At 63.7% G+C, this 19637-nt stretch carries 17 protein-coding genes; 5 read left to right on the top strand and 12 right to left on the bottom strand.

Annotation, left to right across the window (positions count from 1 at the left end):
- Positions 1 to 95 precede the first annotated feature (95 nt).
- Positions 96 to 866, top strand: a complete 771-nt coding sequence (locus tag C163_RS15585; RefSeq protein WP_025339626.1) for an IclR family transcriptional regulator — start codon at positions 96 to 98, stop codon at positions 864 to 866.
- A gap of 229 nt (positions 867 to 1095) precedes the next feature.
- Here C163_RS15585 and C163_RS15580 read toward each other — a convergent pair whose 3' ends face one another.
- From C163_RS15580 to C163_RS15550, 7 genes are read right to left on the bottom strand one after another with little or no spacing between them, the layout of a single operon-like run.
- Positions 1096 to 2139, bottom strand: coding sequence for an ABC transporter substrate-binding protein (locus C163_RS15580; RefSeq protein ID WP_013972112.1), 1044 nt, complete (start codon positions 2137 to 2139; stop codon positions 1096 to 1098).
- Positions 2136 to 3269, bottom strand: a complete 1134-nt coding sequence (locus C163_RS15575; protein ID WP_025339625.1) for an FAD-binding oxidoreductase — start codon at positions 3267 to 3269, stop codon at positions 2136 to 2138. Before C163_RS15575 ends, C163_RS15580 begins: the two co-directional genes overlap by 4 nt.
- Positions 3266 to 4624: an NAD(P)/FAD-dependent oxidoreductase gene (locus C163_RS15570; RefSeq protein ID WP_025339624.1), complete on the bottom strand. Its 1359-nt coding sequence runs from the start codon at positions 4622 to 4624 to the stop codon at positions 3266 to 3268. The genes C163_RS15575 and C163_RS15570 overlap by 4 nt, the downstream gene beginning before the upstream one ends.
- On the bottom strand, positions 4621 to 4911 hold the full coding sequence (locus C163_RS15565) for a (2Fe-2S)-binding protein (RefSeq protein WP_025339623.1): 291 nt from the start codon (positions 4909 to 4911) through the stop codon (positions 4621 to 4623). Before C163_RS15565 ends, C163_RS15570 begins: the two co-directional genes overlap by 4 nt.
- A gap of 14 nt (positions 4912 to 4925) precedes the next feature.
- Positions 4926 to 5720, bottom strand: a complete 795-nt coding sequence (locus tag C163_RS15560; protein WP_025339622.1) for an ABC transporter permease — start codon at positions 5718 to 5720, stop codon at positions 4926 to 4928.
- A 4-nt stretch (positions 5721 to 5724) separates the two neighbouring features.
- A complete protein-coding gene (locus tag C163_RS15555; protein WP_025339621.1) occupies positions 5725 to 6594 on the bottom strand; it encodes an ABC transporter permease in 870 nt (289 codons plus the stop codon).
- On the bottom strand, positions 6591 to 7610 hold the full coding sequence (locus C163_RS15550) for an ABC transporter ATP-binding protein (protein ID WP_025339620.1): 1020 nt from the start codon (positions 7608 to 7610) through the stop codon (positions 6591 to 6593). The genes C163_RS15555 and C163_RS15550 overlap by 4 nt, the downstream gene beginning before the upstream one ends.
- A gap of 249 nt (positions 7611 to 7859) precedes the next feature.
- On the opposite strand from C163_RS15550, the gene C163_RS15545 reads away from it, so the two are divergent.
- The gene (locus tag C163_RS15545; protein ID WP_025339619.1) at positions 7860 to 8687 is read left to right on the top strand and encodes an IclR family transcriptional regulator; all 828 of its coding nucleotides are present in this window, start codon (positions 7860 to 7862) and stop codon (positions 8685 to 8687) included.
- A 258-nt stretch (positions 8688 to 8945) separates the two neighbouring features.
- Here C163_RS15545 and C163_RS15540 read toward each other — a convergent pair whose 3' ends face one another.
- The gene (locus C163_RS15540; RefSeq protein WP_025339618.1) at positions 8946 to 10799 is read right to left on the bottom strand and encodes an ABC transporter ATP-binding protein; all 1854 of its coding nucleotides are present in this window, start codon (positions 10797 to 10799) and stop codon (positions 8946 to 8948) included.
- 220 nt (positions 10800 to 11019) lie between these two features.
- On the opposite strand from C163_RS15540, the gene C163_RS15535 reads away from it, so the two are divergent.
- From C163_RS15535 to C163_RS15525, 3 genes are all read left to right on the top strand, one after another.
- Positions 11020 to 11913, top strand: coding sequence for a dihydrodipicolinate synthase family protein (locus tag C163_RS15535; RefSeq protein WP_025339617.1), 894 nt, complete (start codon positions 11020 to 11022; stop codon positions 11911 to 11913).
- Between the two features lie 19 nt (positions 11914 to 11932).
- Positions 11933 to 13258, top strand: a complete 1326-nt coding sequence (locus tag C163_RS15530) for an FAD-binding oxidoreductase (protein WP_025339616.1) — start codon at positions 11933 to 11935, stop codon at positions 13256 to 13258.
- A 110-nt stretch (positions 13259 to 13368) separates the two neighbouring features.
- On the top strand, positions 13369 to 14319 hold the full coding sequence (locus C163_RS15525) for a LysR family transcriptional regulator (protein ID WP_025339615.1): 951 nt from the start codon (positions 13369 to 13371) through the stop codon (positions 14317 to 14319).
- A gap of 211 nt (positions 14320 to 14530) precedes the next feature.
- Here the strand turns inward: C163_RS15525 and C163_RS15520 are convergent, their stop codons facing one another.
- The 4 genes from C163_RS15520 to C163_RS27165 form a co-directional block, all read right to left on the bottom strand.
- Complete coding sequence (locus C163_RS15520; RefSeq protein WP_025339614.1) at positions 14531 to 16021, bottom strand: aldehyde dehydrogenase; 1491 nt, start codon at positions 16019 to 16021, stop codon at positions 14531 to 14533.
- Positions 16022 to 16052: 31 nt separating this feature from the next.
- Positions 16053 to 17381: an MFS transporter gene (locus C163_RS15515; RefSeq protein ID WP_025339613.1), complete on the bottom strand. Its 1329-nt coding sequence runs from the start codon at positions 17379 to 17381 to the stop codon at positions 16053 to 16055.
- 300 nt (positions 17382 to 17681) lie between these two features.
- Positions 17682 to 18914, bottom strand: a complete 1233-nt coding sequence (locus C163_RS15510; protein WP_025339612.1) for an SRPBCC family protein — start codon at positions 18912 to 18914, stop codon at positions 17682 to 17684.
- 516 nt (positions 18915 to 19430) lie between these two features.
- Positions 19431 to 19616 carry a hypothetical protein gene (locus C163_RS27165; RefSeq protein WP_155951625.1) on the bottom strand — a complete coding sequence of 62 codons (186 nt, stop codon included), beginning with the start codon at positions 19614 to 19616 and terminating at the stop codon, positions 19431 to 19433.
- Between the last annotated feature and the right edge of the window lie 21 nt (positions 19617 to 19637).

Raw genomic sequence — 19637 nt, 5'->3', positions numbered from 1 at the left:
ACAATGCGTTGATCGGGCGTTTAATGCGATAATCGCATCACTGATCCGGTTATCGCGGTAACCGGCTGTATTTGCCCTGCTTGCGAGTCGAATAGATGAACACCCCCGCTATCCACCCCCGTGATCTGATCGCCGGCTTGCAGAAGGGCCTGGCGCTCATGCAGCTGTTCAGCGCCGAGCAGCCGCGCCTTAGCGTGCCCCAGGCGGCCAGGTTGTCCGGCCTTACCCCCAGTGCCGCGCGGCGGTTTCTGTTGACCTTGGTGCACGAAGGGTTTGCCGAAACCGACAGCCGTGAGTACTGGCTTACGCCCAAGGCGCTGCGCCTTGGCCAGGCGTATGTGGACTCGGCGCAACTGCCGCGCATGCTGCGGCCGATCGTCGAGCAGGTGGCGCGGCAGACGCAGGAGCATGTGTCGGTGGGTACCCGTGATGGTGACGAGATCATCCACCTGGTGCGCAGCCGCTACAGCCATGTTGCCTCGTTGTCGATCCGGCCGGGTTCGCGGGTGCCGATGTATTGCACCGCCGGCGGGCGCGTCTGGCTGGCCTGGCTGGATGAGGGGGAGCGGGATGCCTACTTTGCGCGTAACCCGCTGCGAGGGTTGACGCCTTATACGCAGACGGACCGGTTACAGCTGGAGGCGGAGTTGCTGCGGGTGAAGGAGCAGGGGTTCTGTATCGTGGACCAGGAGTATGAAATCGGCATGCGCGTGCTGGGTGTGCCACTGCTGGACCGGGCTGGCCGGCTGAAAGCGACGTTGACCATCACCACCCATGCTTCGCGGTTGAGTGTGGATGAAATACGCTTGCGGTATCTGCCGACCCTGTACGAGGCCCAGGCGTTGTTGCGGCCGGTGCTGGATTGAGGTGTCAGGGTTTGGAGGTGTGTTGCCTTCTTCGCGGGAAACTCGATCTCATAGAACTGAACATGATTCATTGAGCTAGCCGGGACCCTGTGGGAGCGGCTTCAGCCGCGAAGACCGGCGCAGCCGGTGCCATGCACCGCGCTGGATTCTTCGCGGCTAAAGCCGCTCCCACAGGGTACGCGGACCGACAGCGCAGCCCAAAGGGGCGGGAGCGGCCCAGGCCCTCGGCTTATCGCTCGATCTGGCGGTTCCAGCGCGCGTTCCATTCGGGGCGCTGGGTGTTGACCTGGTCCCAGTCGATGGTCACGGCAGTCTGCAGGTAGGTCTGCATGGCTTCGACCTGGCCACGGGTCTTGTCACTGGTAGGTGTGTTGGGGTTGGACGGGATCTGGTCACCCAGCTCCAGGGCCGGCGACTGCGCCTCGGGGCTGAGCAGGAACTCGGCGAGCTTCTGCGCAAGCTCCGGCTGGTCGTTGTTGGCCGTGACGCATTCGGCCTGGTTGAGCACCACGGCACCTTCCTTGGGCGCGGCGTACTCCACCGGGATGCCTTTGAGCTTCAGCGCCGTCACCTGGGTGGGGGTGAGCGGGAACAGCGCGGCTTCGTCGGTTTGCACCATTTCCGAGAGCTTGGCCGAGTTGGGGATGTACTCCAGCACGTTCGGGCCCACGTTCTTCTGCCAGGCCGTGAAGCCCGGGTTGACATCGGTATCGCTGCCGCCGTGCAGGCGGTTGTACATCAGGAAACCATGCAGGCCGAAGGTGGACGATGCCATCGACTGGAACACCACCTTGTCCTTGAAGCGCGGGTCGGCCAGGTCGTTCCACGAGGTGGGCGCTGCCCAGCCATTGGCCTTGAACAGGCGGCTGTTGTAGGCAAGCCCGGTCACGCCCAGGCTGACTGCGGCGGCCTTGTCCTTGATCAGGGCTTTTTCCGGCAACTGGGCCAAGGTCGGGTTGGGTTTGAGCGTGCTGCACAGGCCCATGCCGATGGCGCGGTACATGATGCCGTCATCCAGCACCATCACATGGATCGACGGCTTGTTAGGCGTGGCCTGGACCTTGGCCAGGATGTCGGCCGAGGTGCCGGGGACAATCACCACTTTCACCCCGTTGGCCTGCTCGAACTTTGGCAGGATATTGTCGCTGAACAGCCGTTCCATGGTGCCGCCGTTCATGCCCAGGTAAAGCGTGGGTTGGGCCATGGCGGGCAGGCAGGCGAACAGGCCGGGCACGGTGCAGAACAGGGCGAGCAAACGTTGCTTGTGCGTCATGACAGGTTTTCCTTGTGGTGGTTGGGCTGAAAGCGGTTGATGGAAAAAGCCGCCAGGCTGAGTGCCGGCGCGCCGTGCAGGATGCATTGCGCCAACGCTTCACCGGCAGCCGGGCCTATCTGGAAGCCGGCACCGGCAAAGCCGAAACCATGCAGCAGGCCGGGCTGGTGCAGGCTGGGGCCGAGCACCGGTTCGTCATCGGGCAGGTAGCCTTCGGTGCCGCTCCAGGTACGAATGGCCTGGGCGCCGGCCAGTGCCGGGTACAGCTCGGTGGCGTTGCGCAGGATGTCGAGCACTGCGGCCTGGCCCGGGCGGGCGGTGGTCGGGGTAAGGGCAAAACCGCGCCCGCCGCCCAGCACGCAGTTGCCACGCGCCACCTGGCGGGCGTAGATGCCGCCGCCTTCGACCCCGGTGCTGGCGGTCATGAACAGCGGCAGCGGCTCGGTCACCAGCATGGCGGGGTGGGCCGCGGTCAGCGGCACCGGCTCGCCGAACTGCTCGGCCAGTTGCGCCGACCAGGCGCCGGCGCAATTCAACAGCCAGGGCGCCTTGAAGCCTTGGCCGCTGCTGGTGCTTACGCTGAAACGGTGGCCGTCGTGCCCCACCTCCAGCACCTTGCACTGCTCATGCACCTGGGCGCCGCTGCGTCTGGCCGCCTGGGCGAAGGCCGGTGACACCAGCCGTGGGTTGGCATGGCCGTCCTCGGGGCAGTACGAGGCGCCGACAGCGATATCGCCCACCCACGGGAAGCGCTGGCGCAGTTCGCGTCGTTCAAGCAGTTGCAGGCGAAGGTCAAAAGCCTGGGTACGCCGGGCATAGGCCTTCAAGGCATCGAAGTCGGTTTCGCTGCGGGCCAGCTTCAGGTGGCCGCTGCGGGCGTATTCGCCATCGATGCCGATCCAATCGCGCAGATTCCCCCAGATGGCATGGGCGCGCATCGACAACGGCAGCTGGTCCAACGAGCGGCCCTGGCGGCGCACACCGCCGTAGTTCACCCCGCTGGAGTGCGAGCCGCAGAAGTCGCGTTCCAGCAATGCCACTTGCCGACCAGCGCGGGCCAGGGTCAAGGCCGCGCTGCTGCCGATGATGCCGCCGCCGACGATGATGGCGTCCACTTCGATCAACTTCATGGTTTTATCTCCAGGCCAAAGGGCAGGGGCTTGACCGGTGCCTGGCCACGCAGGCGCCCTACCTGGTCAATGGCCCGACCGCTTTCGCAGGCGATCAACTCGGCGGCAGCAGCACCGCACACGCGGCCCTGGCAGCGGCCCATGCCGACTCGGCACATGGCCTTGACCCGGTTGATTTCCCAGTGCCCGGCACGCACGGTGGCGCGGATTTCCCCGGCGCTGATCTGTTCGCAGCGGCACACGGTGAGATGGTCCGGGGCTTGCCGGGCCCACTGCTCGGGAAATGGAAAGGCCTGCTCCAGCCCTTGGCGGAAGCGCTGCAAGGTGGCCAGGCGCCTTTCCAGTTGCTGGTGGCGCTGCGGGTTGCCGGGCTTGCCGAGGTCGGCCAGCAGTGTCAGGGCGGCCAGTTCACCGCTCATCTCGGCACCGTCGGCACCGAGGATGCCGGCACCGTCGCCTGCCAGGTACACGCCGGGGCTGGTGGCCCGGCCCTGGGCGTCACGTACCGGTAGCCAGGCGCGGTTGAGCGCGCTCCAGGCGAACTGGCAACCCAGCAGGTCGGCCAGTTGGGTTTCACTGCGCAGGGCGTGGGCGAATGCCACGGCGTCGCATGGCAGGTCGTGTTGCTGGCCATTGTGCAGCCAGCGCACACCGCTGGCGCGTTGCTCGCCGTCGATACCCAGCAGGGTCACGCCCTGGTGCACCGGCACACCCTTGCGGGCCAGCCAGGCTCGGTAGTACAGGCCCTTGGCAAAGGTGCCCGGTTGCAGAAGCAGGCGTGGCAGGGCACGCACCTGGGCGCTGAACGGTGAGGTGTCGAGCACCGCGCTGACCGTGGCACCGGCCTTGGCGTACTGGTAGGCCACCAGGTACAGCAGCGGCCCGCTGCCGGCCAGCACCACCCGTTCACCGATCGCGCAGCCCTGGAACTTCAGGGCGATTTGCGCAGCGCCCAAGGTATAGACCCCAGGCAGGGTCCAGCCGGGTATCGGCAACACCCGGTCGGTGGCACCGGTGGCGACGATCACCCGGTCGAACGCCAGGCGGTCGGCCAGTTGGCCCTGTTGCAAGGTGTCCAGCACTTGCTGCTCGGCGTTCCATACCAGGGTGTCCGGGCGGTAGTCGACCTGCCCGCGCAGTTGCTCGAGGGTGGCGTGCACGGCTTGCGCCTTTCCTGCCTCGAAGCCGTACAACGCTTTGGCCGAGCGGCGAAAGTTGGCCGGCTGCTGGCGGTAGATCTGCCCGCCGCCGCGGCTGGCTTCGTCCAGCAGCACCGGGCGCAGGCCGTGGGCTACCAGGGTTTGCGCGGCGCGGATGCCGGCCGGGCCGGCACCGATGATCACGATCGCACTCATGGCTGACGCCCCGGGTCGCGGGTCACGCACTGGCCCGGTTCCAGAAAGGTCGAGCAGGCGCGTACCCGGCGGCCATCCTGCAGGCGTACCCAGCAGTCCTGGCAGGCGCCCATCAGGCAGAAGCCGGCGCGTGGTTCGGCGCTGAAGTCGCTGCCGCGCAGGTGCCCGGCATTGGTCAGGATGGCAGTCAGCAGGGTATCGCCGCTCATGCCTCTGGCCGGTTGGCCGTCGAGCAGGAAGGGCACAGGCTCGCGGTCGTGTTCGGCCACGCGCTTGAACAGAGGCATGGGGGCATTCCTTGTCATTGCTTGCCCACCAGCACGCGGTCCAAGCCATATACGCGGTCCAGGGCGACCATGGTCAGGGCGGTGACGGCGATCACCAGCGCCGAGACGGCGGCCATCATCGGGTCGATGGATTCGGTGGCGTATACGTACATGCGCACTGGCAGGGTCTGGGTGGCAGGCGAGGTGACGAAGATCGACAGGGTCACTTCGTCGAAGCTGTTGATGAACGCCAGCAGCCAGCCGCCGGCCACACCGGGCAGGATCATCGGCAGGGTGACCTTGCAGAACAGCGTGACCCGGCCAGCACCCAGGCTTTGCGCGGCCTGCTCGGCGCTGCGATCGATACCGATGGCTGCAGCCAGTACCAGGCGCAGCACGTAAGGGGTGATCACCACGACATGGGCGAACACCAGCCAGGCGAAGCTGCCATTGACCCCCAGCAAGGCGAACAGCCGCAGCAAGGCCACACCCAGCACCAGGTGCGGGATGATGATCGGCGACAGCAGCAGGCCGTTGAGAAAGCCTTGGCCGGGGAAGCTGTAGCGGGTGATCGCCAGGCCCGCCGGCACGGCGATCAAAGTGGCCAGCGAGGCAGCCAGGGCCGCGAGTTTCAGGCTGTTGTAGAACGCATCGAGGAAATCGGCACGCTCGAAAACGGCGCTGAACCAGCGCAGCGAGAAGCCGGCGGTGGGCAGGCTCAGGGTGTTTTCCGGGGTGAATGCCACCAGGCACACCACCACCAGCGGGGCGAGCATGAACAGCATCACCAGGGCGTGAAAGGACAGGGCCAGCGGGCCGTTACGGGTCATCGGTTCAGACTCCAAGTGCGCGTTTGTAGCGGCGTTCGACCAGCCGGTTCCAACTGAGCATCACCAGCAGGTTGATCAGCAGCAGGGCCACGGCGATGGTGGCACCCATCGGCCAGTTCAGTTCGGCCAGGTACTGGTCGTAGATCATGGTGGCGACCATCTTCAGCCGGCGCCCGCCCAGCAGGCCGGGGATGGCGAACGAACTGGCGGCCAGGCCGAACACGATCAGCGTGCCCGACAGCACGCCGGGCATGATCTGTGGCAGCACGATGCGGCGGAACACCGTCCACTGGCAGGCACCCAGTGACAGCGCGGCTTGCTCGGCAGCCGGGTCGAGCTTCTGCAGCGAGGTCCACACCGGGATGATCATGAACGGCAGCATCACGTGGACCAGGCCGATGATCACCGCAAAGGGCGTATACAGCAGCTTCACCGGCTGCCCGCCGAGGGCAGTGATGCCCTGGTTGACCAGGCCGTCGGCGCCCAGCAGCAGGCTCCAGCCGAAGGCCCGCACTACCACCGAAATCAGCAGCGGGGTCAGCACCAGGATCAGGAAGATCGAGCGCCACGGCGCGCCCATGCGGCTGAGCACCAAGGCCTCGGGGATGCCGATCAGCACGCAAAGCAGGGTGACCAGGGCGCTGATCCAGAAGGTGCGGAAGAAGATCTCGTAGTAGTAGGTGTCGGTCACCAGGCTCAGGTAATGGCCGAGGGTGTACTGGCCGGCCTGGATGCCGCTGCTGTAGTCGAATGCGTTGAACGACAGCAGCACGGTCAGCCCCAGTGGCACCACCAGCAAGGCCAGGAACAACAGCAGCGCCGGGCTGCTGAGGCCGTAGCCCCAGGCGCTGCTGCGCAGCTTTGCCGCGCTCATGCCGCCACCTCGCCAGCGTTCAGTACCCGCAGCAGGGCATCGTTCCAGTCCAGGCCGACCTGTGTGCCTTCATCCAGCGGTGTGTTGCCGTCGTTGGCACGCACCACGGCCAGGTTGCCCAGAGCGGTGTCGACCCGATACAGCCACTGGCTGCCGAGGAAGTAGCGGCAGCTGATGCGGCCTGCGAGCTTGCCGCTGCCGGCCGGGCCGAGGCTGATTTTTTCCGGGCGCAGGCTGAGGGTCAGCGGGCCCTGGGCATTCGCCTGCGGTTGCCCGCCGGGGCCGGTTATGCCGCGCAGGCGGTTGGCCTTGCCGACAAAGTCGGAAATGAAGGGCGTACCCGGGTGTTCGTAGAGGCGGTAGGGGTCATCTACCTGGGTAATGCGCCCGGCCTCCATCACCACCACCCGGTCGCTGATCGACAAGGCCTCGGCCTGGTCGTGGGTGACCATCAAGGTGGTAATGCCGACCTCGTTCTGGATGCGACAGATCTCGAACTGCATTTCTTCACGCAGGTGGGCGTCCAGGTTGGACAGCGGTTCGTCCAGTAGCAGTACCGGCGGTTCGATCACCAGTGCGCGGGCCAGGGCCACCCGCTGACGCTGGCCGCCGGAGAGTTCGCGCGGGTAGCGCTCGGCATGCTTGTCCAGACGCACCAGCGCCAGGGCCTGGTCGACCCTGCGGGTGATGTCGGCGTTGGCCACCTTGCGCATGCGCAGGCCAAAGGCGACGTTGTCGCGCACGGTCATGTGCGGGAACAGCGCGTAGCTCTGGAACACCACGCCCAGGCCTCGGCTGGCCGGCTTGGCGTGGGTGATGTCGCGGCCGTCGAGGACAATGCGGCCGCTGGTGACCTCGACGAAGCCGGCAATCATTTGCAGGGTGGTGGTCTTGCCGCAGCCCGAAGGGCCAAGCAGGGAGACGAACTCGCCTTTCTCGATGGCCAGTGACGAGCTGGCCACTGCCTCCGTGGCGCCATAGCGCTTGCAAAGCTTGTCGATCAACAGAAAGGTCATGGCTGTGCTCCATCGCAAACGGAACCGGGGTCAACCGGCAGTTTCAGGGTGGGCAGAGCGCCAGCGGCGAAAAGCAATGCTTTTACGGACGTTGGCGCTCGCTTCTGTGGCGGCGGCCGATGTTGTGATATCGCCCTATGGACCGGAGAGTAGGGCAATGATTAGGATGGCGACAAAGGGTAATTTCACTGGGTGACATCTATTTTGAAATTATTCCACTGAATGGAATTTTTAAGGGTTTGACGAAAAATGGATTCCGATAAACGAAATGGGCAGGCCAAGGAAGTAGGTGTCAGTGCGGTGTCGCGTTTGTTCGCCGTGTTGCGTGCGCTGGGAGAATGCGGCGGCGAGGGCGAGAAGGTCAGCCAACTGGCGCAGCGGGTTGGCCTGGCGCAGCCCACCACCCACCGCCTGCTGCGCAGCCTGATTGAAGAAGGCATGGTCGACCAGTGCGCGACCAGCAAGCGCTACCGGCTGAGCCTGGATTTTTTTGCCCTGGCGGCCAAGGCCGGGCAAGCCGGCAACCTGCGTGATGTGGTGCGCCCCAGCCTGCTGCGGCTGTCGGCCTCGTTGGGCGATTCGCTGTTCCTGCTGGCGCGCTCGGGGTTCGATGCGGTGTGCCTGGACCGCAGCGAAGGGCCATACCCGATCCGTACCTTCACCGGCGATATTGGCGGCCGTGTGGCCTTGGGGGTGGGGCAGGGCAGCCTGGCAATCCTGGCCTTCCTGCCGGAGGAGGAGCGCGACGAGGTGATCCGCTACAACCTGCCGCGGCTGAAGGATTTCCACCATTACGACGAAGTCATGCTGCGCGCAGAAATCGACAATGTGCGCAGCCTCGGCTATGCCGGGCGCAATACCGGAGTGCTCGATGGCATGGCCGGCCTGGCGGTGCCGATCCTCGATCGTAACGGCCATGCGGTGGCGGCCCTGAGCGTGGCGACCATCAGCGACCGCCTGGGGCCCAACCGCATGCCAACCGTGGTGGCGCTGCTCAAGCGCGAGGCGGCGGCGATTGGCGAGCGGGTCAACCCGTTCGACCCGGTGCTGCGCCGGCCTTCGCATGTGTTTGGTTGAGCTGCAGGCCCGGCAACAGGTGGATGGCACGCGCATGCTTTCGAGGCTTGAGCGTGGCGCCATCCCTGTGGGAGATTGCCCAGCCCTTTGGGCTGCGCTGTCGCGCAGAGAACTCAGTGCGCAAGCGGTCCGCGTACCGTGTGGGAGCGGGCGCGCCCGCTCCCACAGAGCCCCGCTAAATCAATGAGTTATGTGTTGTTCTATGAGAGCGGGCGTGCCCGCGAAGCAGGCGACGCGGTACCTGATCCCACCTCCTGCCTATTCCATCGCCTCGGCCACGCCCTGGTCCTCACCCAGGAACCCGCCGCTCTGGTGCTGCCACAACCGTGCATAAGTACCCTTCTTCGCCAGCAGTTGCGCATGGGTGCCTTGCTCGATGATGTGCCCTTCATCCATCACGATCAGCCGGTCCATGGCCGCAATCGTCGACAACCGGTGGGCGATGGCGATGACGGTCTTGCCTTGCATCATTTCATCCAGGCTCTCCTGAATGGCCACCTCCACTTCCGAGTCCAGCGCACTGGTGGCTTCGTCCAGCAGCAGGATCGGCGCGTTCTTCAGCATCACCCGGGCAATGGCGATGCGCTGGCGCTGGCCACCAGACAGCTTGATGCCGCGTTCTCCCACCAAGGTGTCGTAACCGGTGTTGCCCTGGCGGTCACTGAGCTGGCTGATGAAACCATCGGCCTGGGCATTGGCCGCAGCGGCGCGGATCTGCGCTTCGGTGGCATCGGGGCGGCCATAGGCGATGTTGTCGCGAATCGAGCGGTGCAGCAGAGAGGTGTCCTGGGTAACCATGCCGATGGCGCTGCGCAGGCTGTCCTGGGTGACCTTGGCCACGTTCTGCCCGTCGATGCGGATTTCCCCACGGTCCACGTCGTAGAAGCGCAGCAACAGGTTGATCAAGGTGGATTTGCCGGCGCCGGAGCGGCCGACCAAACCGACTTTTTCGCCTGGGCGGATGTGCAGGCTCAGGTCGTCGAGTACCTGACGCTCGCCGTTGTAGTTGAAGCCGACCTTGTCGAAACTCACCGCGCCCCCCTTGGTTACCAGCTCGGCAGCGCCGGGCGCATCCGTTACCTTGGGGCCGCGAGTGAGGGTGGCCATGCCGTCCTGCACGGTGCCGATGTTTTCGAACAGCGAGGTTATCTCCCACATGATCCAGTGCGACATGCCGTTGATACGCAAGGCCATGGCGGTGATCGCCGCCACCGCCCCGGTGCCGACCTGGCCCTGGTGCCACAGCCACAGCGCATAGCCACCGGCAGCAATGATCAAGCCCACCACCAGCGCCTGGTTGACGATTTCGAACTGGCTGACCAGACGCATCTGGCGAAAACCGGTCTGCTTGAAGTCCTCCATGGCTGCGCGCGCGAAGTGCGCTTCGCGGTTGGCGTGCGAGAACAGTTTCACCGTGGTGATGTTGGTGTAGGCGTCAGAAACCCGCCCGGTCATCGATGATCGGGCGTTGGCCTGCTCCTGGCCGACCTTGCCCAGGCGTGGCACGAAATACAGCATGGCCAGGCCGAACAGCACGACCCAGGCAATGAATGGCAGCATCAGTTTCAGGGCAAAGCCACCGGCCAGGGCAATGATCGCGATGAAGTACACGCCGATCCCGGGCAGAATCTCGATGAGGGTGAACAACACATCGCGTACCGCCAGCGCCGTCTGCATCACCTTGGTGGTGACCCGGCCGGAAAACTCGTCAGAAAAGAACGACAGGCTCTGGCGCAGCATCAGCCGGTGAAAGTCCCAACGAAGGCGCAGCGGCAAATTGATCGCCAGTACCTGGTGCTGAAGCATGGTGCGCAGCGCCACCAACCCGATGCTGACCAGCAGGACGATGCCGATGCCCCACAGCACCCGGGTTTCTTCGGGGCCGACGGCACCGCCGGCCTGCCAGTCCGAGAGCAGGTCCACGACCTGGCCGAGGAAGGCGAACAGCCAGGCTTCGTAGATCGATACGCCGGCACTGAACAGCGCAAGCGCCAGGATGTAGCCGCGCGCGCCCCGGGTGCAGGCCCACATGAAGCGCAACAGACCAACCGGTGGCGGTGGTATCTCGTCAGGGGGGAAGGGGTCGAGCCATCGTTCAAAAATACGCAGCATGCTTGTCTCCGAAAATCAGCTTTTGCCTGGCGCTAACCATACAGATCACTCAGGCCTGCGGGGGTTCGTGCAGTGTGCGGCATAACCTTTTCTCATCAAGTCGTCGCCCGAAATGTCGCTGTATGCACAGTGGATGAGACTTTAGCCTTTTGCATGGAGCCGCAGCACGCTCAATGCCTTGGCTGGACCGTCCAGCTCAAAACAATAAGGAGTTACCCCAATGTCCGCATTCAAGTTTTCCGGCGTAAACCTGGCCATCACCACCCCGTTCGATGCACAGGGCAAGATCGACTACGCGCGTTTCGAGAGCCTGATCGAGCGCTACATCGCTGCAGGTGTGCATGGTTTCGTACTCAGCTCCGGAACCGGGATGCACGTTTACCTGAGCAAGGATGAATCGAAGGAGCTGGTGGCCTTTGGTGCCAAGGTCATCAACGGCCGCGCCCGCGTCATCGCGCAGACTTCGGCGCTGCTGGTCGAGGAAGTGGTCGAGCGCACCCGCCACGCCAAGGACTGCGGTGCCGACGGTGTGATGGTGCTGCCGCCCTTCTTCGAAGGCCCCACCGACGACCAGGGCATTGTCGACTTCTACTCGAGCGTGTCCGAGGCCGGCCTGCCGATCATCGGCTACAACGTGCCACAGGCCGTCGGTGTCGAAGTGACACCGTCGCTGTTCAAGCAACTGAGCCAGATCCCCAACTTTGTCTCGGTCAAGGACAGCAGCGGCGATCTGGCAGCCCAGGCGTCGTTGTCGCGCACCGGCCTGCCGACCATGAACGGCGCGGACCCGCTGGTGCCCTACGCGCTGTTCGCCGGCGCGGCAGGGCTGATCTGGGGTGGCGCGAACATGGCGCCGAAGACCTGCGTTGCCGTGGCCAATGCTGCCAGCGAAGGCAATTGGGCCCAGGTGCAGCAGATCTGGAAGAGCCTGGCCCCGGTGATGTCGCTGATCTGGCAGGGTGACTATGTGCAGTCGGTGTACGCCGGCGCGCAGATCATGGGGTATGACGCAGGCAACCCGCGCCGTCCGTTGGCCCGCCTGGCCGAAAGCAAGCTGGGTGCGTTGCGTGAGGCACTGGCTCCGTTGATCGAACGCGAAGCATCGGCTTCCTGATTTCGCAGGGGCGCTCACTATGTACACTGCTTCGAAATTGCCCAGCAACAATGGCAGCTCGGGTTGGGTGGAGATGCTGCCACGCCGCCAGGCCAAGGCCGTGCTCAACCGTGCGGTCACGGCGGATGTTGCCATCATCGGGGGTGGCTTTGCCGGTTTGTCGGCGGCCCGCCAACTGGTCCGGCGTGACCCGACGCTGAAGGTCGTGGTGCTCGAGGCCGGGCTGGTCGGCGAGGGGGCCTCCGGGCGCAACTCCGGCTTCATCATCGACCTGCCGCATGAAGTGTCCGCCGAGGGCTTGGGTGGTGGTTCGCTCGAGCGCGCCCGGCGTGACATCAAGCTGTACCGCACGGCCATCGACCTGGGCAGGGAGCTGGCCGACCTGCATGGCTGGGGCAAGGAAGTCTTCGACCCCTGTGGGCGCTTCAGCGTGGCCCGGGGCACGCAGGGGGACGAGCACATCCTGTCCTACGGCAAGCAACTCGACGCGCTGGGTGAGCGGTATGAGTTGCTGGACACCCGGCAGATTGGCGAGGTAACGGGCAGCCCGGCCTACACCTCGGGCATGTTCATGCCGGGCACGGTGATGATCCAGCCGGCGGCCTACGTCAGGCGTTTTGCCGATGCCCTGGCTGACCCGGTGCAGGTGTATGAACAGACGCCGGCCCTGTCCTTCAAGCAGGTGGGTGGCGCGTGGGTGATCAAGACGCCAAACGGCATGGTCTCCGCGGGCAAGATCATCCTTGCCAACAACGGCCATGCGCAGAGCTTCGGCTTCTTCAAGGGCAAGCTGCTGCATGTGTTCACCTACGCTTCGTTGACCGAGCGCTTCGACCCCAGACTTCTACCGGGCCAGCGTACCTGGGCCGCCACCCCGGCGTTGCCCATGGGCACCACGGTGCGGCGGATCAGCGATGGTGACAGTGACCGGATTCTGGTGCGCTGGCGCTACAGCTACAACCCGAGCCTGACCATTGGCGATGGCCAGGTGAACAGTGCCGGCCGTGTGCATGACGGCAAGTTCGCGACGCGTTTCCCCACGCTCAAGGGGTTGCGCATGGAGTACCGCTGGGGCGGCCCCATGGCACTGACCTGGAACAGCGTGCCAGCGTTCGGTGAAGTCGATACCGGAGTGATCGCTGCCTGTGGTTGCAACGGGCTGGGTGCTTCCAAGTCGAGTGCGGCAGGCATCGCTGCGGCGGACCTGGCAGTGGGCATCGACAGTGAACTGGTGCAGATACTCAGCGCCTATGACAAGCCCAAGCCGTTGCCGCCACAGCCGTTCCTGACCATCGGCGCCAAGGCCAACATGAAGTTCAAGGAGCTGCGTGCAGGCGATGAATAGCGCGCGCCAGTCGTGTCGATGAAGTACCGAAGGGCCTCGATCGAGGCCCTTTTTTTGTATGATGGGCCAGCGGCGACTGCCCCCTGTTTCCTGATAACTGGTAGAGGTCAATGGTCAAGCACACAGAGCCCGATCAGGCGCTTATACAAATGCCTTCGCTGCGCGCCGTAAAGGCGTTCGTCGCGGCGGCTAAGTACCTCAATTTCACCCGCGCGGCGGAGTCGCTGTGCGTCACCCAGGCGGCCATCAGCAAACAGATACGTGAGCTGGAAGGTTTCATGGGCGCCGAACTGTTCATCCGCAACGGGCGGGCGGTGGCGCTTACGCCCGAAGGCGCGATCTTTTTCGATGCCGTACAGCTGTCGCTCAGCAACATCGCCCAGGTCTCGAGCCGCATACGTCGGCAGAACAAGGGCAAGCGGGTGGTGACACTGTGCTGTACACCGGCGTTTTCCGGCTTGTGGTTGACGCCTCGGTTGCCGGAGTTTCTGGCAGCGAACCCGGACATCGACCTGAACCTGGTCATCACCCAGAATTTCGTGAACATGGAACCTGGGGTCCAGCCTGACATGTTCATCAACAAGCTGTCGAAGATCAGGGAAGGCTACAGCAGCCACCCTTTGGCCTATGACGTGATCTACCCGATCTGCAGCCCGGGCTACCTGGCACAGCACCCCGAAGTGGCCACGCTGGACGGTATCAGCCAGGGCTCACTGCTGAACCTCAGCCCTTACGGCCGTTCGCAGATTGCCGAGCACATCGACTGGTACATGTGGTTCGAGTACCACAATGTCGACTTGAGTGCGCGGGTGGCGGCAGGTGCGCAATTGCTGCATTCCAACGATTACGGCTCGCTGGTTCAGTTGGCGATCAAGGGCCAGGGGGTCGCCTTGGGCTGGCATTACCTGATCGAGCCGCTGATCGAGGAGGGGGTGCTGGTACGGCCGGTGGCGCAGGAGTTGGTGCACAAGGACAGCCAGCACTTCCTGACCTTCAACGAGCAGAAGAAGGACGACAGCGCGTGTTGCCGCATGCGGGACTGGATCTTGTCGAAGTTCTGAGCAGGCCCCGGCAATTCGTGCATCTGCATTAAAATCCTGGGGCTGCTTCGCAGCCCTTTCGCGACACAAGGCCGCTCCTACAGGTACTGCACAGGCCGTGAAGACTGTGGGGTCCCTGTGGGAGCTGGCTTGCCGGCGATAGGGCCAGCAAAGCCACCACAAAAGCGGCCAGGTGCCGAACTCCGTCAGAACAGCACCAGTCTTGCTCAGGTCACGAAGCGTTGATCCAGATGGTCTTCAACTCCGTGTACTGGTCATGGGCCCAGATGGACTTGTCGCGCCCACCGAAGCCGGACTCCTTGTAGCCACCGAACGGCGTGGTGACATCCCCTTCGCCGAAGCAGTTGACCGTAACCACGCCCGCGCGGATTTCACGCGACAGGCGCAGCGCATTGCGCAGGCTGCCGGTGTAGGCCGAGGCCGCCAGGCCGTAGACGGTGTCGTTGGCCAGCTCGATCGCCTCGTCGATGGTCTCGAAGCTGGTCACGCTCAGCACCGGGCCGAAGATCTCCTCGACGAACAACTTGTTGTCGCGGCCAACGTTGTCGACGATGGTCGGCTGCACGAACACGCCGTCCTCGGTCTCGCCACCCTGGACGATACTGAGCTTGTGCTCGGCGGCGTATTCCAGGTACGACTTGACCTTCTCGAAGTGCGACTTGCTGACCATGGCGCCCAGGCGGTTGTCCGGGTCCAGCGGGTCGCCCAGCTTCCAGTCCTTCAGGTGCTTGGCGATCAGGCCCAGCAGCTGGTCCTTCACGTCCTTGTGCACGATCAGGCGCGAGGAAGCGGAGCAGTTTTCGCCCATGTTCCAGAACGCACCGGCGGTGACGAACTGGGCCACTTCGTCCAGGTCCTCGCAGTCGTTCATGACCACGGCCGGGTTCTTGCCACCCAGCTCCAGGACGATGCGCTTGAGGTTGGACTCGGCGGCGTACTTGAGGAACAGGCGGCCGGTGTCGGTGGAGCCGGTGAAGCTGACCATCGGGATGTCCATGTGGCGGCCAATGGCCTCGCCCACTTCACGGCCACCGCCAGGTACCAGGTTGAACACGCCTGCAGGAATACCCGCCTCATGGGCCAGTTCGGCCACGCGCAGGGCGCTGAGGGTGGTTTCCTTGGCCGGCTTGACCACGATCGAGCAACCGGCGGCCAGCGACGGGGCAATCTTCCAGGCCAGCATCAGCAGCGGGAAGTTCCACGGCAGCACCAGGCCGACCACGCCGATGGCCTCGCGCACCACCATGGTCACGGCGGCATTGCCGGTCGGCGCCGTGGCGTCGTAGATCTTGTCGATCAGCTCGGCGTGCCAGCGGATGGTGTGGATGGTTTCCGGCACGTCGACGTTCTGGCACTCGCTGACCGGCTTGCCGCTGTCCAGCGCTTCCAGCACGGCCAGCTCGTGGGCGTTGTCTTCCAGCAGCTGGGCGAACTTCAGCAGCACGTGCTTGCGGTCGTTCGGCTGCATCTTCGACCAGGTGCCCTGTTCGAACACGCGCTTGGCGGCGGCCACGGCCACGTTCACGTCGTTGACGTCGCAGGCGGCGACTTCGGCCAGCTGCTTGCCGGTGGCCGGGTTGGTGGTGACGAAGGTGTTGCCCGAGATGGCATCGCGGAACTCACCGTCGATGAACGCCTGGGTACGCAGTTGCAGTTCGGCGGCGAGGGCCGCGTATTGTTGCTTGCTCAGCAAATCAGCCATTGTGTGTTCCCTTTGACAGTGTTGTTTCAGATCAGCCCAGCGATGCCGCCTGCTGCAAGTTCAGCGAGCGTGTTTCCGGTGCCAGGGCCCAGGACATGAACAGGCCGACGAACGAGACCAGTGCGGCGATGTACATGGTTTGCGCGATCCCCAGCGAATCCAGCGACAGGGGCACAAGGTAGGTGCCGACTGCCGCACCGATGCGTGACACGGAGGTACCGACGCCCACGGCGAAAGTACGGATTTCGGTCGGGAAGATTTCGTTGGGGTAGACCAGCACCAGTACCTGGGCGCCGCCGATGAACAGCGCGTAGGCGGCAAACAGCATGAGAATGACCAGGCCTGGGCTCGCATGGAAAATGCCCAGGCACAGCAGGGCCAGGCCTGAGAGCAGGAAGCTGCAGTTGAGCATGGTGCGACGGTCGATCAGGTTGATGATGCGTGTGGCTATCATGCAGCCGAAGACGAAGAACAGGGTGATCAGTGCCGAGCCCAGGGAGGCGATATCACCTTTCAGGTTGAGTGCGCCGAGTACCTTGGGGGCGAACGAGTACACCGCAAAGACCGGAATGATGGAGCATGTCCAGAAGCTGACGATGAACAGCATCCGCTTGCCGTAGCCCGAGTGCAGCAGGTTGGCGAAGGTCAGGCTGCGGGTGTTTTGCTCCTCGGGCAGGTTGTGCAGGCCGAAATCGCTGCCATACACCGCCTTGATCACGGCCTCGGCTTCGGCATCGCGGCCTTTGCTCAGCAGCCAGCGAGGTGATTCCGGGGTGCCCAGGCGCACCACGAACAGGAACACCCCCACCAGCGCGGAGCTGGCCAGCACCAACGGCCAGGCATCGGCACCCAGAGTGCGCAGCAGCAACTCCCCGAACAGGTAGGCCGACGCAGCCCCGGCGAACCATAACAGGGTCAGCATGGCCAGGCGTGAGCCGCGGTACTTGCGCGGCATGAATTCGACGAGCATGGACGTGGCCACCGGGTATTCGATGCCTACGCCAATGCCGATCAGCAACCGCAGCAGGAACATGCCCATTGCCGTATCGACCCACAAGTGGGCGAGCGAGGCACCGATGAACAGCAGCGGACCGATGAAATACACCTTGCGCCGGCCCAGGTGGTTGGTGAGCCAGCCACCGAGAAACCCGCCGAAGAACACGCCAATCAGGGACGCAGCGGCGATCAGGCCTTCCCAGAACGTACTCAACTGCAACGTCGCCGATATATGCGCCAGGGCGACGCCAATCACGCACAGCACATAACCGTCGGCAAAACCGCCACCGCCTGAACGGACAGTCAGCGACTTGTGAAACTTGTTGAGGGGTACATCTTCAACCGTGAGTACAGGACTTATCATTCTTGTCTCCTTTGAAATTCATGGCAGTTGCAATGTTCGGGGTGCCCGGGTTGCACGCGACAGATGTTGTGGTCTTGTTTCTGTCTTGCCCGGGGAAAAGGCTTGGCTCCCATACAGCGGGTCAAGTTGAAAAGTGGGGGCGAAGTGTGGGCAACGGCCGTTGCGCCATTACGGCGTCAAATTTCGTAGCCAACTTCTGAAATGGTTGGCGGCCAGTGCCGAGGGGATGCGCCAGGAAGCTACCGTCGATCCGGTAGACCGGCTGGGGCCGGCGGAGGGCAGCACCCTCCGCCGTGGGCGTCAGAGGATCCTGTTCGACGCCGCTTCGGTCAGCCGCCTGGTCATCAGGTCGCAGTACCAGTCGACGAACTGGCACACGCCACTTTCGATGATCGAAGAGAACGGGCCGGGGATGTAGGCGGGGGAGGTCACGCCCACCTGGGTACCTTCGACCAACCGCCGGTCCTGGTCGTTGGTCGCCATCCAGACCTTGGTCAACCGGTCAATGTCGTAGTCGACACCTTCCTGTGCGTCCTTCGGCACCAGCCATTTGGTGGTGACGACGGTTTCACCTGGGCCTACCGGCAGCACGCGGAAACTCAAGGCGTGGTCGCCGAGGAAGTGGTTCCAGGTAGAGGGGTAGTTGAAGTAGAGCAGGGCGCCAATATTCTCCACGCCACTGCGGTCCAGGCGCCGGGCCACGGCCGGCTTGCCGTCCATGGTGTAGCTGCTGGCACCTGGGTTGAGCGGGATGCGGGTCATGCGGAACTGGCCATTGGGGTCCATGACCAGGCGGCTGGCGAGGCCGGCTGCCTCGAGCGTATTGCAGTACTCGGCAAATACCGGGTCTTCTGCATTGCCGTCGCCGCGTACGGAGGCCAGCTCCGTATAGCTGCACAGCAGTTCGGGGTGGGTGCCGTCGCAGTGATAACACTCGCGGTTGTTTTCGAAGACCAGCTTCCAGTTGCCCTTTTCCACCAGGTGGGATTCGAACGCGACCTTGCAGTCTTCAAGGTAGTGAGGGCCAATGAACGGTGAAACGGCACTGCGGAACTTCTCGAAGTCCGGTGCTTGCCTGGCGACGCAGACATAGATGTAACTGTGCACGATCTCGCAGTGCACAGGAGCAAGCTCATGCTCGGACGGGTCGAAGTCGGTACCCATGTTGCCGGCATACAGCAACTTGCCGTCCAGTTCGAATGTCCATTTATGGTACGGGCATACCAGCTTGGCCACTTTGCCCTTGGCTTCGGTACAGACTTTGGAGCCCCGGTGGCGGCAGGCGTTATGGAAGGCACGTATTACGCCGTCCTTGCCGCGCACTACGACAACCGGGTATTCACCGATTTGCAGCGTCAGGTATTCGCCCGTTTTTTCCATTTCGAAAGTGTGGCCGGCGAAGATCCATTCCTTGTACCAGATGTGCTCGAGGTCCTGCTGATAGAGCACCGGGTCCATATAGGCGGCGCCCGGCAAACCGTGTTGCGGCTTGCGTTGTTTGATCAAGTCTAATCCAGCGGTGTGATTGTGCATTTTTATATGTACTCCTTAAACAACAACGCTTTGCAACAAACCTTATCTACGACGCGCACGAGCACGCCAGCGAATGAACTACCGGGGCGGTTGAACATGCGCTGAAAACGTTGAGTTTTATCGTTGCCTTTATTCAGTCTAGAGAGCAGGTCATGACAGCGAAATCAATTTTTAGTGGGGCGCTTTGATAACCAAATCTCATGGTGCCTGTGAGATTGAGCACCGCGTCACCTGCTTCGCGGGCATGCCCGCTCCCACAGGTACGGCGCAGGCTTCGGGCTCGCGCTGTACCTGTAGGAGCGGCTTTAGCCGCGAACACCGGCAAAGCCGGTGCCATCCACCGCGTCGCCTGCTTCGCGGGCTTGCCCGCTCCCACAGGTACGGCGCAGGCTTCGGGCTCACGCTGTACCTGTGGGAGCGGCCGTGGCCGCGAACACCGGCGCAGCCGGTGCCATCCACCGCGTCGCCTGCTTCGCGGGCATGCCCGCTCCCACAGGTACTCCGCAGGCTTCGGGTTCACGGTGTACCTGAGGCAACCTTGTGCTGCGAAGCGCCGCGTGGACGGCGCTCGATCTCACAGGCGCCAAACATTTCCAGACCTGCACCTGCTGCTAACAATTTTTTGCAATTCATTACATTTCTGCTTGATTTCATTTTGCCTCCCTGCTGTAGAATTGACGGGTTCGGTTGTTCGTCAGTCATTTTGTTGTTTTTTTGACGCTT

The organism is Pseudomonas sp. FGI182, assembly GCF_000511325.1.
GTDB classification, from domain to species: domain Bacteria; phylum Pseudomonadota; class Gammaproteobacteria; order Pseudomonadales; family Pseudomonadaceae; genus Aquipseudomonas; species Aquipseudomonas putida_Z.
The sequence above is the reverse complement of the archived record's forward strand: the minus strand, read 5'-3'. Positions and strand labels throughout refer to the sequence as shown.

Bases quoted from the DNA above. Each gene is read 5' to 3' on its own strand.
- C163_RS15510 (WP_025339612.1), bottom strand. From the start codon at position 18,914: ATGCACAATCACACCGCTGGATTAGACTTGATCAAACAACGCAAGCCG.
- C163_RS27165 (WP_155951625.1), bottom strand. From the start codon at position 19,616: ATGACTGACGAACAACCGAACCCGTCAATTCTACAGCAGGGAGGCAAA.
- C163_RS15515 (WP_025339613.1), bottom strand. From the start codon at position 17,381: ATGATAAGTCCTGTACTCACGGTTGAAGATGTACCCCTCAACAAGTTT.
- C163_RS15545 (WP_025339619.1), top strand. From the start codon at position 7,860: ATGGATTCCGATAAACGAAATGGGCAGGCCAAGGAAGTAGGTGTCAGT.
- C163_RS15540 (WP_025339618.1), bottom strand. From the start codon at position 10,799: ATGCTGCGTATTTTTGAACGATGGCTCGACCCCTTCCCCCCTGACGAG.
- C163_RS15530 (WP_025339616.1), top strand. From the start codon at position 11,933: ATGTACACTGCTTCGAAATTGCCCAGCAACAATGGCAGCTCGGGTTGG.
- C163_RS15535 (WP_025339617.1), top strand. From the start codon at position 11,020: ATGTCCGCATTCAAGTTTTCCGGCGTAAACCTGGCCATCACCACCCCG.
- C163_RS15565 (WP_025339623.1), bottom strand. From the start codon at position 4,911: ATGCCTCTGTTCAAGCGCGTGGCCGAACACGACCGCGAGCCTGTGCCC.
- C163_RS15580 (WP_013972112.1), bottom strand. From the start codon at position 2,139: ATGACGCACAAGCAACGTTTGCTCGCCCTGTTCTGCACCGTGCCCGGC.
- C163_RS15525 (WP_025339615.1), top strand. From the start codon at position 13,369: ATGGTCAAGCACACAGAGCCCGATCAGGCGCTTATACAAATGCCTTCG.
- C163_RS15520 (WP_025339614.1), bottom strand. From the start codon at position 16,021: ATGGCTGATTTGCTGAGCAAGCAACAATACGCGGCCCTCGCCGCCGAA.
- C163_RS15585 (WP_025339626.1), top strand. From the start codon at position 96: ATGAACACCCCCGCTATCCACCCCCGTGATCTGATCGCCGGCTTGCAG.
- C163_RS15555 (WP_025339621.1), bottom strand. From the start codon at position 6,594: ATGAGCGCGGCAAAGCTGCGCAGCAGCGCCTGGGGCTACGGCCTCAGC.
- C163_RS15550 (WP_025339620.1), bottom strand. From the start codon at position 7,610: ATGACCTTTCTGTTGATCGACAAGCTTTGCAAGCGCTATGGCGCCACG.
- C163_RS15570 (WP_025339624.1), bottom strand. From the start codon at position 4,624: ATGAGTGCGATCGTGATCATCGGTGCCGGCCCGGCCGGCATCCGCGCC.
- C163_RS15560 (WP_025339622.1), bottom strand. From the start codon at position 5,720: ATGACCCGTAACGGCCCGCTGGCCCTGTCCTTTCACGCCCTGGTGATG.
- C163_RS15575 (WP_025339625.1), bottom strand. From the start codon at position 3,269: ATGAAGTTGATCGAAGTGGACGCCATCATCGTCGGCGGCGGCATCATC.